Source organism: Cellulomonas sp. P24 (assembly GCF_024704385.1).
Classification (GTDB): Bacteria; Actinomycetota; Actinomycetes; order Actinomycetales; family Cellulomonadaceae; genus JAJDFX01.
The window spans coordinates 723045-737936 of the sequence record NZ_JAJDFX010000002.1; the positions used below are offsets into that span (position 1 = coordinate 723045).

Annotated in this window: 14 protein-coding genes; 6 read left to right on the top strand and 8 right to left on the bottom strand. The window is 71.7% G+C overall.

Annotation, left to right across the window (positions count from 1 at the left end):
• Nucleotides 1-6 precede the first annotated feature (6 nt).
• Together LJB74_RS03470 and LJB74_RS03475 are read right to left on the bottom strand one after the other, a co-directional pair.
• Nucleotides 7-252, bottom strand: a complete 246-nt coding sequence (locus LJB74_RS03470) for a hypothetical protein (protein WP_259307212.1) — start codon at nucleotides 250-252, stop codon at nucleotides 7-9.
• Nucleotides 253-423: 171 nt separating this feature from the next.
• Nucleotides 424-1074 carry a DUF2461 domain-containing protein gene (locus LJB74_RS03475; RefSeq protein WP_259307213.1) on the bottom strand — a complete coding sequence of 217 codons (651 nt, stop codon included), beginning with the start codon at nucleotides 1072-1074 and terminating at the stop codon, nucleotides 424-426.
• Between the two features lie 202 nt (nucleotides 1075-1276).
• Here LJB74_RS03475 and LJB74_RS03480 point away from each other — a divergent pair, with 202 nt between their 5' ends.
• Both LJB74_RS03480 and LJB74_RS03485 read left to right on the top strand, forming a co-directional pair.
• Nucleotides 1277-2137: a putative protein N(5)-glutamine methyltransferase gene (locus LJB74_RS03480; RefSeq protein ID WP_259307214.1), complete on the top strand. Its 861-nt coding sequence runs from the start codon at nucleotides 1277-1279 to the stop codon at nucleotides 2135-2137.
• Between the two features lie 32 nt (nucleotides 2138-2169).
• Nucleotides 2170-3138 carry an SGNH/GDSL hydrolase family protein gene (locus LJB74_RS03485; RefSeq protein WP_259307215.1) on the top strand — a complete coding sequence of 323 codons (969 nt, stop codon included), beginning with the start codon at nucleotides 2170-2172 and terminating at the stop codon, nucleotides 3136-3138.
• Nucleotides 3139-3147: 9 nt separating this feature from the next.
• Here LJB74_RS03485 and LJB74_RS03490 read toward each other — a convergent pair whose 3' ends face one another.
• The 4 genes from LJB74_RS03490 to LJB74_RS03505 form a co-directional block, all read right to left on the bottom strand.
• Nucleotides 3148-5091, bottom strand: coding sequence for an acyl-CoA dehydrogenase family protein (locus tag LJB74_RS03490; RefSeq protein WP_259307216.1), 1944 nt, complete (start codon nucleotides 5089-5091; stop codon nucleotides 3148-3150).
• A 120-nt stretch (nucleotides 5092-5211) separates the two neighbouring features.
• Nucleotides 5212-5433 carry a hypothetical protein gene (locus LJB74_RS03495; protein WP_259307217.1) on the bottom strand — a complete coding sequence of 74 codons (222 nt, stop codon included), beginning with the start codon at nucleotides 5431-5433 and terminating at the stop codon, nucleotides 5212-5214.
• Nucleotides 5434-5438: 5 nt separating this feature from the next.
• Entirely contained in the window at nucleotides 5439-6812 is a 1374-nt protein-coding gene (locus LJB74_RS03500; protein WP_259307218.1) for a phospholipase D-like domain-containing protein, read from the bottom strand.
• Between the two features lie 142 nt (nucleotides 6813-6954).
• Nucleotides 6955-8304 (bottom strand): MFS transporter, encoded by a 1350-nt coding sequence (locus tag LJB74_RS03505; protein ID WP_259307219.1) that lies wholly within the window; start codon nucleotides 8302-8304, stop codon nucleotides 6955-6957.
• A 111-nt stretch (nucleotides 8305-8415) separates the two neighbouring features.
• Between LJB74_RS03505 and LJB74_RS03510 the strand changes: the two genes are divergently transcribed.
• The 3 genes from LJB74_RS03510 (at nucleotide 8416) to LJB74_RS03520 (ending at nucleotide 12349) form a co-directional block, all read left to right on the top strand.
• The gene (locus tag LJB74_RS03510) at nucleotides 8416-9318 is read left to right on the top strand and encodes a LysR family transcriptional regulator (protein ID WP_259307220.1); all 903 of its coding nucleotides are present in this window, start codon (nucleotides 8416-8418) and stop codon (nucleotides 9316-9318) included.
• 266 nt (nucleotides 9319-9584) lie between these two features.
• Nucleotides 9585-11228: an APC family permease gene (locus LJB74_RS03515; protein ID WP_259307221.1), complete on the top strand. Its 1644-nt coding sequence runs from the start codon at nucleotides 9585-9587 to the stop codon at nucleotides 11226-11228.
• A 221-nt stretch (nucleotides 11229-11449) separates the two neighbouring features.
• Nucleotides 11450-12349: a ferritin family protein gene (locus LJB74_RS03520; RefSeq protein WP_259307222.1), complete on the top strand. Its 900-nt coding sequence runs from the start codon at nucleotides 11450-11452 to the stop codon at nucleotides 12347-12349.
• Nucleotides 12350-12419: 70 nt separating this feature from the next.
• On the opposite strand, the gene LJB74_RS03525 is transcribed toward LJB74_RS03520, so the two are convergent.
• Together LJB74_RS03525 and LJB74_RS03530 are read right to left on the bottom strand one after the other, a co-directional pair.
• Complete coding sequence (locus LJB74_RS03525) at nucleotides 12420-13301, bottom strand: oxygenase MpaB family protein (RefSeq protein WP_259307223.1); 882 nt, start codon at nucleotides 13299-13301, stop codon at nucleotides 12420-12422.
• 99 nt (nucleotides 13302-13400) lie between these two features.
• Nucleotides 13401-13769, bottom strand: coding sequence for a VOC family protein (locus tag LJB74_RS03530; RefSeq protein WP_259307224.1), 369 nt, complete (start codon nucleotides 13767-13769; stop codon nucleotides 13401-13403).
• Nucleotides 13770-13828: 59 nt separating this feature from the next.
• Between LJB74_RS03530 and LJB74_RS03535 the strand changes: the two genes are divergently transcribed.
• The gene (locus LJB74_RS03535) at nucleotides 13829-14278 is read left to right on the top strand and encodes a MarR family winged helix-turn-helix transcriptional regulator (RefSeq protein ID WP_259307225.1); all 450 of its coding nucleotides are present in this window, start codon (nucleotides 13829-13831) and stop codon (nucleotides 14276-14278) included.
• Nucleotides 14279-14892: the final 614 nt, after the last annotated feature.

Below are 14892 nucleotides of genomic sequence, written 5' to 3' on the forward strand. Positions count from 1 at the left end.
GACGCCTCAGGCGACGTCGTCGGCGCGGCGGGACGGGACGGCGTTCCGCCGCCGTTCGGCGAGCCACATGAGCCCGATCGGGAGAGCGCCGCCGACGAATGCCGCGAGCGCCCCGTGCAGCAGTCGCACCGAGGTGCTGCCGGTCGTGCTCGCCACGACCCCGATCACGAAGAGTGCGGCGATCACCGCACCACCGGTCACGCGGGCTGAGTGCCGGCGCGGTTCCGCGCCAGGGTCTTCCCATCGCGTCATGCCGACTCCCCCTGGATGTCCCGAGCCGTCCACCGCTCAGGCCTGCGCGTCAGACCTTAACCGCTGAACCGTCCGATTTGCCGCAAGCGTCCGCGGCCACCGCGCGGTGGCCGCTCGCGGCCACGATCGCTCCGCCGGCTCGGACGTCAGTGCGCTCCGCCGGCTCGGACCTCAGCGCCCGAACGTCCGCTCGATCTCCGACGGTCCGACGTGCCGGTCGAGCCACTGCGTCAACGGCACCGAGGCGCGCAGCACGGCGACGACCTGGTCCTTGGCCGCGGCGGTCGACAACCACGGCTCGACCGGCCACTGCTTCCAGGTGACCAGCCCCTTCAGACGGAGCAGCTCGATCCGGGGGTGGTCCTTCGGGTACCCGCGAGGTGCGGTCGCGAGGGCGCCTGACGCCGTGATCGTGAGGCCGGCCGCGCGCACGTCCGCGACGATGCCCGCGAGCGCCTCACCGGGGAGGTCCAGCGCGACGGCGCGGCGGTACCTCGCGAGCTGGTCCGCCGCGAACACGTACATCCCGCTGGCCGCCGCGAGCCCGTCCGCGGAGACCTGCACGTAGCCGCCGCTGCGGAGGGTCGCGCCGATCGCGGTCTTGTACGGGGACTTGTCCGCGCTGAACCGCACGTCGCGGTTCGGCCGGAAGATCTTCGCCTCGCCGAACTCGTCGGTGAGCTCGGCGAGCAGCGCCTCCATGGGCCCACGCACGTGCTCGTCGTACATCGCGCGGTGCGCCTGCCAGTAGGCCTTCGAGTTGTCGATCTCGAGGCCCTCGTAGAAGTCGAGGACCGCGTCGGTCCACCCGTGGAACGTCATCGTGGTCCTCTCCAGCTCGCCCGGTGGCCGTCGCCCCGGGCCGGCATGCGCCCGATGCGGAATCGTCGCGCGCGAGGCCCGAGTCTGCCACCGGGGAATGACATGGCCCGGGGCCCGGCGATCCGCGTAGCGTGCGGGTGCGGTGCGGTGCACCGTGGTCCCCGTCCGTGCGGGTGACCTCGGCGTCCGGAGAGGAACCCGCATGGCACCTGGTCGTGGCGACCTCTCGCCCGACGGCATCGTCCGCCGGCTGCGCGCCGCCGGCTGCGTGTTCGCCGAGGACGAGGCGCGGCTGCTGGTCGCCGAGGCGCCCACCCCGGCTCGACTCGCCGAGATGATCGATCTGCGCGTCGCCGGTCTGCCGCTCGAGCAGGTGCTCGGCTGGGCGGAGTTCTTCGGGATGCGGATCGCCGTCGAGCCCGGGGTGTTCGTTCCTCGGCGCCGCTCGGAGCTGCTGGTCAGCGAGGCTGCCGCGCTGGTCCGGGCTGGGGGCGACGCACGACGCGTGGTCGTCGTCGACCTGTGCTGCGGGTCCGGAGCCGTCGGCGCGGCGCTCGCCACGGAGCTGACCCGCGACCGACGGTCCGACGACCGGCGCGGACGGTCGCGCGACGTCGAGCTGCACGCCGCCGACATCGATCCGGTCGCGGTGCGGTGCGCCCGCCGGAACGTCGCGGCCCTGGGTGGCCTCGTCCATGAGGGCGATCTCGACGGTCCGCTGCCCGACGCCCTGCGCGGACACGTCGACATCCTCGTGGCGAACGCGCCGTACGTCCCCACCGACGAGATCCGGTTGATGCCACCGGAGGCGCGGGACCACGAGCCACCGGTCGCGCTCGACGGCGGCGCGGACGGGCTGGACGTCCAGCGCCGGGTGGCCGCCGCGGCGCCGCGGTGGTTGTCGCCGGGCGGCCACCTGCTGGTCGAGACGAGTCGGCGTCAGGCGCCGTCGACCGTTGCGGCGGTCACCTCCGCCGGGCTGGTGGCGCGGGTGGTGACGTCGCGGGACCTGGACGCGACGGTCGTGGTGGGTGCCCGACCGACCACGGCGGAGCACGTCTAGGACCTTGTGCCCTTGCCTCATACAGTGATTGAGTGCCGTTCAGCACGGTCGGGGTCCGCACCGTGCAGCACGGGTCGACGCAGAGTGGCATCGAGACCGGGAGGCACGCCGTGAGGTCCAGGTTCGGATCCAGATTCGGTTCGCGATCGCTTCGAGCACGCATCCTCGTCGCGTGGGTCGCGGTCATCGCCCTCGGCGTCGGCGTCGCCGGCCCCGCCGACGCCCGCACCCGGCACGCGACACCGTCCTACTACCTCTCGCTCGGCGACTCCCTGGCCTACGGGTACCAGCCGAACCTTGTCGCCGCGGGAGACCTCGACCCCACGCACTACGTCAGCTACGCCGAGGACTACGCGCGGCTCGACCGTCACCTCACGCTGGTCAACTACGGCTGCCCCGGTGAGACGACCGCGACCCTCCTCACCGGTGGCTGCCCGTGGCCGTCGACCGCGCTGCACGACTCCTACGGCGCCGCGACGTCCCAGCTCGCCGCCGCGACCGCGTTCCTGACGGCGCACCGCGGTCAGGTCTCCCTGGTGACGATCGACATCGGCTCGAACGACCTGCTCGCGCTGGTCGGACAGTGCCAGACGACCGCGACCTCGGCGACAGCGCTCGAGGCCTGCCTCGCCGCCGGGCTGCCCGCCACGATCTCGACGATCGCGACGAACTACGCGACGCTCCTCGGCACGATCAAGACCCTCGCGCCCTCGGCGACGATCGTGATGTTCAACCTCTACAACCCGATGGCCCTCACGCTGCCCGGCAGCGACCAGCTCGTCGGCGTCGTCAACCAGGCCCTGGCCGGCATCGCCGCGAACGCCGGTGCACGGGTCGCGGACGCCTTCAAGGCCATCAACGTGAAGGCCGACTCGACGGTCGAGAAGGCGTCGGTGTGCCTGCTCACCTGGGAGTGCACGTCGTACAAGAACGTGCACCCGACCACCCTCGGCTACGACGCACTCACCTGGGCGCTGGTCGTCGCCCGCTGGGAACGGTGACGGCCGGCGTCAGCGGTACCGCCGGCGCACGTTCTCGCGGGTGGACGGCCCGGACGGGGTCGGCGCGATCCACGGTCCGGTGCCCTCCGACGGGTCCATCACACCCTGCTCGAGCCAGCGGACCTTGCCGTCGAGGACGGCGCGGGCCAGTCGCCGGTCGCTCACGTCCGTGTGGTGGCTGAGCTCGCGGAAGAGCTCGTCCACGCGCGCGCGGGACTGTCGGCAGAACGCGTCGGCGAGCCCGTAGGCACTCGCCCCGGTCGCGGGATCCTGGCGACGCATCGACTCGGCCCGTGTGCAGACGGCCGACATCGCGAACAGCTCCGCACCGATGTCGACGATCCGTCCGAGCAGCGCCTGCTTCTGCTCGAGCCTCGTCTGCCATCTCGCCATCGCGTAGAAGGTGCGCCGTGCGACCGCCCGTGACGAGCGTTCGACGTAGCGCAGGTGCTCCGCGAGCGGTCCGAACTCGCTGTACGCGCCGGGGAGCGACCCGCGTCCAGTGACGAGCTGCGGCAGCCACCGGGCGTAGAAGCCGGTCGCGTGCACGGCGGCCGAGGCCTTCGCGCGCACGCCCGAGTCGACCGACGCGAGGTCGCCCGCAGCCGACAGGTGGGCGTCGACGGCCTCACGCGCGATGAGCAGGCGCATGATCTCCGACGACCCCTCGAAGATCCGGTTGATCCGCATGTCCCGGAGGAGCTGCTCGACGGGCGCAGCCCTCTCGCCACGTGCCGCGAGCGAGTCGGCCGACTCGTAGCCGCGCCCGCCGCGGATCTGCACCAGGTCGTCCGCCACCGCGTAGCCCATCTCGCTCGCCCACAGCTTCGCGAGCGCCGCCTCGATGCGGACGTCCTTGAGGCCGGCGTCGGCCAGCGCGGCGGACAGCTCGAACACCGACTCGAGCGCGAACACCGTCGCGGCGATGAAGGCGACCTTCTTGCCGACGGCCTCGTGCTGCCCGACGGGCTTGCCCCACTGCACCCGCTCGGCCGACCACTCGCGGGCGATCTTCAGCGCCCACTTGCCGCCGCCCGCGCAGATCGCCGGGATCGAGAGCCGGCCGGTGTTGAGGGTGCTCAACGCGATCTTCAGCCCCTGGCCCTCCGCACCGACCCGGTTCTCGACCGGGACCCGCACCTGGTGGAAGCGCGTGACCCCGTTCTCCATGCCCTTGAGGCCCATGAAGGCGTTGCGGTTCTCGACCGTGACCCCGGAGGTGTCCGCGTCGACGACGAACGCCGTGATGCCGCCCCGGTGGCCGTCGCTCGGCGGCACCTTCGCCATGACGACCAGCAGCTCGGCGATCGGCCCGTTGGTCGTCCACAGCTTCACACCGTCGAGCAGGTAGGCGGCGCCGTCCTCGGTCGGGACGGCCGTCGCGCCGAGCCGGGCGGGGTCCGACCCGACGTCGGGCTCGGTGAGGAGGAACGCGGACACCGCGCCCCTCGCGCAGCGCGGCAGGAACTCCCGCTTCTGCTCCTCGGTGCCGAACATCCGCACCGGCTCCGGGACGCCGATGGACTGGTGTGCCGAGAGCAGCGCACCGAGGCTCGGGTGCACCGTGCTGATGAGCATGAGCGCACGGCCGTAGTACACCAGCGGGAGGCCGAGCCCGCCGTACGCCCGTGGGATCTTGATGCCGAACGCCCCGAGCTCGGCCAGACCCGCGAGGTACTCGTCGGGGATCCGGTCCTCACGCTCGATCCGGCGCCCGTCGAGCGTCGCGCAGAACGTGGCGACGTCCGTGAGGAACGCCTCCCCGCGCGCGGCGTCCATTGGGTCCGGCTCGGGGAACGGGTGGATCAGCGACAGGTCGAGCTCCCCGAGGTACAGCCCCTTCGCGAAGCTCGGTCGGTCCCACCCGGCCTCCCGTGCCGCCTCGGCGACCTCTCGCGCCTCGCGCTCGCTCGGGTCCGACGTGCTGGTTCGCTGCCCTGGCGTCGCGCTCATCTGAACCCCTCCACCGAGGTCGTGCCGGCTTTTTCCCCGGCTTCGACCGACGATACGCGCGGACTCCGCTTCCGGCGCCCGCAGCGGACGGGGCCCCGGCGCAGGCGCGACGGCTCCGCCTCAGACGCCCGGGTCGACCACCTGGTCCCAGAACGCGTCCGGGGTGAACAGCCTCGCGATGCGGGGGTCGACGGGCGTCGTGTCCGTCCCCGCGGTCGCGTCGTACCGCGCGACGGGCGCTCCTGCGGGAGGCGACTGCCACAGGCCCAGCGAGAGCTCCGGCGCCACGGAGACCGGCGGTGCGGCAGCCCCGAGGTGCCGCGCCCACAGGCGTTCGCGCATGCGCTTCACCCCCCCGGGCCGGTGACGTCACCGAAGGCGACGCCGGCCTCGGAGTCGTGCGTCATGCTGCGCCGGTTGACGTTGGCCGAGGACACCAGGGCGACCTCGTCGTCGAACACCCACGTCTTGGCGTGCACGTACTGTTCCGACGCCACGGTCGCGACCTTCGCGGCGTGCGGTGCGAGGTGGGCGAGGAACCGCCGGCGTCGGTCCCAGACCTGGAACAGCTCCTTGCTGACCTCCTCGGAGCGGCTGATCACCATGATCAGCGCGTCGAGGTGCGGCATCGCGGCGGCGAGGTGCCGTGCGATCTCCTCGTCGACGAGGTACTGGTCCTCGAGGTAGATGAACCGCTGGGACCGGTCGATCGCGTGGACGAGGAAGTCCCGGACAGCGGTGCTACCCGTCGGCGCGAACGGGTACGGCGGGCCGCCGAGGCCCGCGTAGGCACGGGGGTCGGCGTAGGTGGTGAGGATCCGGGTGCGATGCGGGGTGCTCGGTGCGCCGATGGCAGCGGATGGGAGCGGCGGGAGGGTGATCCGTCGCGGTCGGCGCGGGTGCGCGTTCCATCGCTCCTGCACGATCCCGTAGAGGTCCGCGGCGCCGGCGCCGGTCAGCTCGGCCTGGACGTCGTGCATGGCCGAGCCCCGACGGACCGGGCGGCCCGGGCGGCGGGTCCGGCCCGGATCGTCGGTCCCGTCCGGGTAGTCCGTCCGGTTCGGGTTGAAGTCGACGCCCCCGCACCAGGCCCGGAGCTCGGTCCCGTTGCGCACGATCCACACCTTCTGGTGGTGGACCCCGGTCTGCACCGGGTTGACGAGCCGCCCGCCGGCGACGGCCAGGTCACGGTGCAGCAGCCACCCGTCGTGGATCGCGGCTCCCCCGGGGAGCGCCGTGACGAACGACGTCGCCGCCCTGTTGTTCGCGAGCCCGACCCGGAGCCCTGGGAGCGGACCGACCCTCACCGCCGGGAACCGCGTGAACAGGGCCCTGACCGGGACGCCACGCGCCGCAGCGTCGATCAGAACGCTGCCGACGGTCGCGGCCTCGGTGAGGTGCGTCGACGGGTGGAAGCTCCAGCCCACCACAACGACCAGAGAGTCGGGCCCCGCACAGTCCGCGACTGCCGCCTCGAACGAGGCGAACGCGTCGCGGGCGCTCGTGTGGACGGTCACGTCGGACCGGGACACCGCCGACGTGCGTCCGGTCAGGGGGACGTCCAGCCACGCGTCGAGCACCGCGAGTCGGGACGCGTCGTCCTCGTGCGGTGCCGTCCCGCCGTCGGGCCCGGGTCCGGTGGCGCGCCCAGGCTCGCTGGTGCGCTCAGGCTCGCTGGTGCGCTCAGGCTCGCTGGTGCGCGACGGGTCGGGCATCGACATGGGGCAACCTCCTCGCGCAGTCTCTCGCGGATGGGCAGGTCGCCGCCTGCGAGCGGCGAGGTGCGTCGTGGCGCGTGCGGCAGGACGCACGTTTCCCCCGCGTCACGGCAGACCGACCGCCACCACGGACCGACCGGACACCTCAGACGTGCGTGTCGGCGAGCGGGTACCGGTGCAACGCGATCGCGGTCCCACCGAGCACCATGAGCACGACCACGGCGAAGACCACGAACGACCCGGCGAGCGGCGCACCTGCCGCACTCGCGAGCCCGATCCCGAGCACCGGCACGACGAGCCCGGTGTAGCCGCCGAGGAACACCCCCGCGATCGCTTCCCCGCGGGACTCGGCCGGTGCGAGCTGCCCCGCAGTGCCGAGGGCGCCCTTGAGCAGCAGGCCGGCCCCTCCTCCGGCGACGAGCCCACCTGCGAGGAACGCGACGGCTGACGTCGCGATGACGCCGCTCCCGAGGACCAGCATCCCGGCCGCCGTGACGGTGAGCCCGAGACCGAGCTGGCGCGGCGCCGGGAGCGAGCCGAGGGCGATCTGGGACCCCGCCGCAGCCGCGAAGACGAGGAACGCGGCCAGGCCGCCGACGAGGGGCGACCGCTGCCCGATCGAGCTGAGGAAGCTCGGCGCGAGCGAGGTGAACAGTCCCATGATCGCGAACAGCCCGAACGCCGCCGCGGTGACCGCGACGTACCGCCCGCGCGCGCGGCGCGGGACCGTGATCCGCTGGGGTCGGTACGGACGGCTCTCCGCGCGGACCGTCTCCGGCACACCGGACACCGCGATCGCGCCGACCACCAGGAGCACGAGGAACACGACGTCGGGCACGACGAGCGGGTGCGGTGCGAGCACGGCGAGGATGCCGGCGACGAGTGGGCCGAGTGCCAGTCCGCCGAGGTTCGCGGCGACGGCGACGACCCCGGGCCGGGTCGTCGCCTCGTCCGGACGCGCGACGGCATGCAGCTCGGCAAGGTGGGCGGTCGCGGTCGCGGTGATCATCCCGACGCCGAGACCCGTGAGCACACGGGCGACGATCAGACCCGGCAGCGACGTCCAGACCAGGAACAGCACGGCTGCGACCGCCTCGACGAGCAGGGCGGGGAGCAGCACCCGGGTACGCCCGACCCAGTCGGAGACGTGGCCGACGAGGAACAGGCTGACGATGACGCCGACGGCGTAGGCGGCGAACGCCACCGTGACCCACAGGGTCGAGAACCCGTCCCGCTGACGATAGAGACCCCACAGCGGTGTCGGGATGGTCGAGAACGCCATCCCGACGACGAATGTCCCGCTGACCACCCAGAAGCCCGCGCCGTGGCTGAGGCGCTCGGTCCGCGGACGCGGCGCTCCCGGCTGCTGCGGTTCGATCGGCTGGTACGACCCGGGTCGCGGGCTCGACCCGGCTCGCGGGCTCGGCTCGGTATTCAGCGGGGACGAGTGTGCAGGCCGGAGGTGGCTGGCCTTGTGGGCGGTCGTGGTGGACATCGCGTGCTCCTCGGACGGCGGTGATGAGGTGCCCTCATGGTGCGTACGAACTATCGATCGTGTCCAACGATTCTTTTCGCTACTTCCCATCTGTATCTGCGATAATGCCGTATGGAACTGCGCCACCTGGAGGTCTTCCTCGCGATCGTCGAGACCGGCACGTTCACTGCTGCCGGCCAGCGGTTGCACCTCGTCCAGTCGGCGGTGAGCGCGACGCTGCACGCGTTGGAGACCGAGCTCGGCGCGCGCCTGTTCGTCCGCACCGCGCGTCGCGCCATCCTGACCGACGCAGGCGTCGCGCTCGTCCCGGAGGCCCGTGCCGCTCTCGCCGCTGCGGCCGCAGCACGGACGGCCGTCGCCGAGGTCCGCGAGGGCGTCCGTGGCCCGCTCGCCGTCGGCACGATGACGACGACGCACCTGGTCGACCTGCCGCGGCTGCTCGGCAGGTTCCAGGAGACCCACCCGCACGTGACGATCAGCCTGCGCACCCTCGCGCACGGTTCGCGCGACCTCGAGGCCGGCGTTCTCTCGGGTGAGCTCGACGTCGCGTTCGTCTCTGTTCCCGGCCCGACGCCGCCGGGGCTGCGGCTCCGCCCGCTCGCACGCTTCCCCATGCGACTCCTCCTCCCCCTCGGCCATCCCGCTGCGGTCGCCGACGCGGTGGCGCTCGCCGACCTCGCCGCCGAGCGGTGGATCGACTCGCCGCCCGGCTTCGGCAACCGCACCGTCGTCGACAGCGCGTTCGCGGAGGACTCGCTCACCCGGACCGTTGCGATCGAGGTCGCGGACGTCCCGACCCTCCCGGCGTACGTCGCGGCCGGTCTCGGCGTCGCCGTCGTCCCGGGTTACGTCCCGATCGACCCCGAGGTGGTCCATGTGCGGCAGGTGCGGGGCCATGACCTGACATGGCCGATGTCCCTCGCCACCGCGACGCGTCGGCCGGAACGGGCCGTCGTCAGCGCCTTCGCCGCCGTGGTCGCCGAGGAGGTCGGCGCTCGCATCGGCACGGCATGAAAGCGCCGGTGTGACGGGGCTCGCTACCGGACGCACGATGTCAGGCCGGTCCACGCACGTCGGCGTTGACCTTTCCTGGACATTCCCTGGCAGTTTTGTTTTACCCGTTGTCCACCGTGGCAATGCCTCGTAGCCTCTGGTCGCGTCAACACGTTCCGCAAGGTCGCCGCGCCCGCTCTGATGCGGCAAAGGGCGTTCGGCGGAACCCCGAAGGATGCCCCCGGCACGTTGAAGCGCCGAGGCCGTGCGAAACGAGGGATGCGGTCATGGCGGTCATCGAAGAAGAACCGGCCCAGGCCCCGGCGAGATCACTGCGACGGGAGATCGGCCTGATCTCCCTGCTGTGGGCCTCCATGGGGTCGATCATCGGGTCCGGCTGGCTGTTCGGCGCGAAGACCGCGCTGGCCACGGCCGGGCCGGCCGCGATCATCTCCTGGGTCGTCGGTGGTGGCGCGATCCTCATCCTCGCCCTGGTACATGCCGAGCTCGGGGCGATGTACCCCTACTCGGGCGGGTCGGCCCGGTTCCCGCACTTCGCGTTCGGCGGCGCGGCAGGGGCCTCGTTCGGCTGGTTCTCCTGGTTGCAGGCCGCGACGGTCGCGCCCATCGAGGTCTCGGCGATGATCAGCTACGCGCAGCACTACTCGTTCGCGAGCGGCTGGCTGGACTCGAAGGGCCTGCTGACCGGCAGCGGTCTGGTGATCGCCGTCATCCTCATGGCGCTCGTCTCGTCGGTGAACTTCCTCGGCATCCGCGCGCTCGCCCTCACCAACAGCACGGCGACGTGGTGGAAGGTCGGGGCGCCACTGGCGACCATCCTGCTCGTCGCGATCCTCGGCGGACTGCACACGTCGAACTTCACGGCCGCCGACGGCTTCTCTCCCGACGGTGCGCACGGCATCCTTGCCGCGGTCGCGACCAGCGGGATCATCTTCTCCTACCTCGGATTCGAGCAGGCCGACCAGCTCGCCGGCGAGAGCACGAACCCCAAGCGCGACATCCCGGTCGCCGTGATCGGTTCGATCATCCTCGGCATCATCATCTACATCGCCCTCCAGGTCGTCTTCCTGCTCGCCCTGCCCGCGAGCGCGATCGGGTCCACCTGGAGCGAGGTCGGCACCGGTCTCTACACCGCGTTCACCGGCCCCTGGGCGCAGCTCGCCTCACTGGTGAGCCTCGGCTGGCTCGCGGCGATCCTCTACCTCGACGCGATCATCTCTCCTGCGGGCACCGGCCTGATCTACACGGCGGCGTCGTCGCGCGTCTCCTACGGTCTGAGCCGCAACGGCTACGTCCCGATGGCCTTCGAGCGGTTGAACAAGCGCGGGGTGCCGTGGGTCGGCGTGATCGTGGCCTTCGTCATCGGGTGCATCTGCTTCCTGCCGTTCCCGAGCTGGCAGTCGCTGGTCGGCCTGATCACGAGCGCCAGCGTCCTGATGTACGCCGGCGCGCCGCTGTCGTTCGGGGTGTTCCGGAAGCGCCTCCCCCACGCCGAGCGCCCCTACCGGCTACCGGCCGGAGGCTTCTTCGCCCCGCTCGCCTTCATCGTCTCGAACCTCATCATCCTGTGGTCGACGTGGGACACCGACTGGAAGCTCGGCGTCGCGATTCTCCTCGGCTATGTGATCCTCGGGATCAACAGGATCTTCAAGCTGAACCCGCACGCTCCCGTCCTGAACTGGAGAGCCGCACAATGGCTTCCGGTGTATCTCATCGGAATGGGCGTGATCGTCTACCTGAGCGACTACGGGCCATTGAAGAACCCCGTCATCCCGTTGTGGTGGGACATCGTCGTCGTGAGCGCGTTCAGCCTGATCATCTACTACTGGGCGATCGCGGTCGCACTGCCCAGCGAGCAGATCCAGGCCATGATCAACGAGTCGGAGGAGTCCGTCGCCCTCGCCGGCTGACATCGCGCGCGGGAAGGCGTGACCCGGATGTCGCACGCCTGAGGACTGCACTGATGTCACTCGCGCCCCGGGACCGCATGGCCTCGACGGCGGCGACCAGGTGCGCGACCGCGCGAGATCCCGATGGCACGCTCCTCACACTCTCCTCACAGCCATCTCAGTGGCGCGGTGTTCGCTGATGGTGCGCGCGGGCCTCCGCGCGCTGCCGAGAGGAGTTCGCCATGTCTCGCACCATCCGCATCCTGGCCGTCGCCGCGGCGGTCGGAGTCCTGCTCGCACCGACTGCGCAGGCCGCAACGCTGGACCCGTCCACCGACGCGAACCTGCACACTGCGCTGCAGATCGAGGCCTTCGACTGGGCCCGCTACACGGTGTACGCCGAGCAGGCCGACCGAGAGGGGGCTGGATCAGCGTCCGCCTTGTTCACGACGACCGCCACTGAGGACCGCTACGTCCACGCGGCCGAGCTGGCCGTTCCCGCTGCCCTCGTGGGCGACAACGCCCAGAACCTCCGCGCCGCCATCGACGGCGAGACCTACGAGGCGACGGTCATGTACCCCGAGTTCGCTGCCACCGCCCGCGCCGAGGGGTGCACCCGGGCCGCGAACATCTTCGACTCCATCGCCAAGGAGGAGATGATGCACGCCAACAAGTACACCGCGGCGCTCTCGGCGATCCTGACCGGCAGCGGCCCGATCCCTCGGGCTTCCGCGCTGCAGTGGATCACCGTCACCCCCCAGCTCCCCAGGTGCGGCGGACAGACCCTGACGAACCTCGCCACCGCGATGCACGGTGAGTCTCTCGCCCAGGTCAAGTACGACCTGTTCGCGCAGGTCGCCCGCGACTCCGGCCAGACCGCGCTCGCCGACCTGTTCGCGGGTACCGGACAGGTGGAGTTCCGCGAGCACTTCTCGGACGAGGCGAACCTCGCAGGCCTGATGGGAGACACCGCGACGAACCTCACGAACGCTGCCGTGTCCGAGGACCTCGAGGCGACGGTGACCTACCCGGGCTTCGCCCAGGAAGCCACGGCATCGGGTGACACCGACGAGGCCGTGCTCTTCGAGGGGCTGGCGAGCGCCGAGGCCCTTCAGCGCGACGCCTTCCTCGCCGAGGGCTGAACGGTCGTCCCTGGCGGCTCCGAGTCTCTCGGGGCTCGGAGCCGCCAGGAGAGCCGCACCAGTTCCCCCGTCAGACCTCGGCAGCCGTGCTCGGTGCGCGGCCCGGCTCCTTCGAGTCGAGCGCCCACCTGATCGTGGCCGTGATCGCCTTGCCACCTGCCCGGCGCAGCGGGTCGAGCGTCGGCGCCGCACGCACACCGAGCTCACGCCGCGCCCACGGCGGCAGCAGCGCGAGACCCCCTGACGTGATCAGCCCGTAGCCAGGTCGCGCCACCCAGGGCAGCGGCGGGGTGTGCAGGAGGAACGTCGCGACATCGCGTGCTGCGTCCGTGGCGGCCAGCTCGCTGCGGAAGGCATCGAGCTGTGCGCGCAGGCCCGCGTAGGTGACCGGCGGGTCCTCGACCCCGAGAGCACGCGCGACGACGGCGGTCTGCGCCACGTATTCGTCGCAGCCGGCGTCGTCGAGCGGTCGCCGGCCGAAGTGCTGGTGCGCGAGCAGGAAGCTCTCCGCCTCGCCCAGGTGCACCCAGGACAGCAGGTGCGGGTCGGCCGCGTCGTACCCGACGCCGTCGGGCATCGTGCCGAACACCCGCTTGTGCACGGCCTGCACGATCGCGATCGCCTGCTCCGAGGCGGCGCTCGTCCCGAACGTCGTGGCGGCGATGAAGGTGGCCGTGTTCTGCAGGCGCCCCCACGGGTCCAGGCGGTACCCCGAGTGCTCGGCGACGGCCGTCATCACCCGCGGGTGCAGAGACTGCAGGAGCAGGGCGCGCACTCCGCCGATGAACATCGATGCGTCCCCGTGCACCCGCCCGATCGGGCTGTCCGGGTCGAACCATCGAGGGCCCGGGGTCAGGTGGATGCGGTCCCTGGCGGCGTCCGGGTCCGGGCCGGCGACACGGCTGAGCAGCGCGTGCGCGAGGGCCGCACGTGGGTGTCGGAGAGAGCTCACCCTCTGATCGTCACATGCGACGCCCTCGACGGACTGGACGCGGGACCCGACCTTGCCGACGGCAGGGCGCGGATCATGCTTCCGATCGGCCGGCGACGGCTACTGCTTGTCGTGGATCGTCACGGAGTACCCGTCGAGGTCCGTGAAGGCGAACGTCCGCCCGAACGGACCGTCGAACGGTGGCGTGACGATCGGCACGCCTGCGGCGGCGAGGGAGTCGTGCAGCGCCTGCGCGTCGGTGCAGTGCAGCCACAGCGCAACACCGGCGCCCGGCTGGCCGGCCCCGTCCAGGTCGACACCGGGCAGCGCGTCCCGCACCGCGAACGGGACCGGTGTCGTGGCGAACACCACGGCGTGCGGCGGGCTGAACGGCGCGCGGCGCAGACCGAGGCGCTCCTCGTAGAACGCCGCAGCACGTTCCAGGTCGCGTACCTGCAGGGCGATGAAGTCGGGTCCGGTGATGGTCATGGCGCTCTCCTCTGATTGTCAATGTCCTGACATCGCGGACTGTATGTCAGGATACTGACATGGAGCAACGCGAGGTCCTCGGTCCGGTGGAAGGCGCGGTCGGCTATGTGCTCAAACAGGCCGCGGTCGCGCTGCGGAGCGCGCTGGATGCCGCACTACGCCCGCTGCACCTGACCGTGACGCAGTACGCGTGCCTGGAGCTGCTCGGGCAACGTCCCGGGCTGTCGAACGCCGAGCTGGCTCGCGGAGTCTTCGTCACCCGTCAGTCGATGAACGTCGTCCTGCGCGGGCTCGAAGAGCGTGGTCTCGTCGCCCGACCCGCCATCGCGCCACACGGCCGCGAGCTGCCGACCGAGCTGACCCGCGCCGGCCGCGAGATCCTCGAGTCGGCCAGCGCCGCGGTGCTCGAGGTCCAGACGACGATGTGCACCGGGCTGACGGCCGACCGACAGCAGGCCCTGCTCGAGACTCTCGGCGTCTGCATCCGCAACCTCAGCGCCGACGCCTGACCTGTGCCTGGTCAGTTTCGCCGACTTCACGCTGGGGTGCTCGACGTCGGTGAGTGGAGGGGGCCCGAGGTCGCGCCGCCTGGGAGTGGCGTCCGTCCGACGGACCGGCTGACGACGATTGCCGGACGGTAGTCAACCCGGCACCCCTCGGGCGCCCGTCGATGCGCTGCGGTTGACCCGCGGTGCAGCTGAGGCCGCGGGGACGGGCCTGTTCCCATGGGGAGGGTGCAGAGTCGGGTTCGCGACTACTCGTCAATGTGCCCCCTCGCTGCGAGGCCCTGACCTGGGGGTTCGCGACGCGGTTGGCCCGCAGGCGCGCCTGGTCGTCGTGGTCTGTCGTCTCGCCTCCGGCGGCTATCCGATCGCTGAGCGTGGCCCTGCACTCCGACGGGTCCTCCGGGCGGTTCGCGCGTGGTCGGGGTCGGTGCTCCGCACCAAGGTCCACGGGCCGGGCGTGAAGGTGCCCGTATGCCCCGTCTGCGTTCCGGGCTGGTGCTCCGCTATCGGATGGACGCCTCAGTGCGAGCCCGGCCCGCACACACCCGTGGGTGCGGTGGGGTTCGGCTGTCCCGAGCGGGGCGGCGGTGCGGTGCGTACTCGGCGCTCGCGCGCCG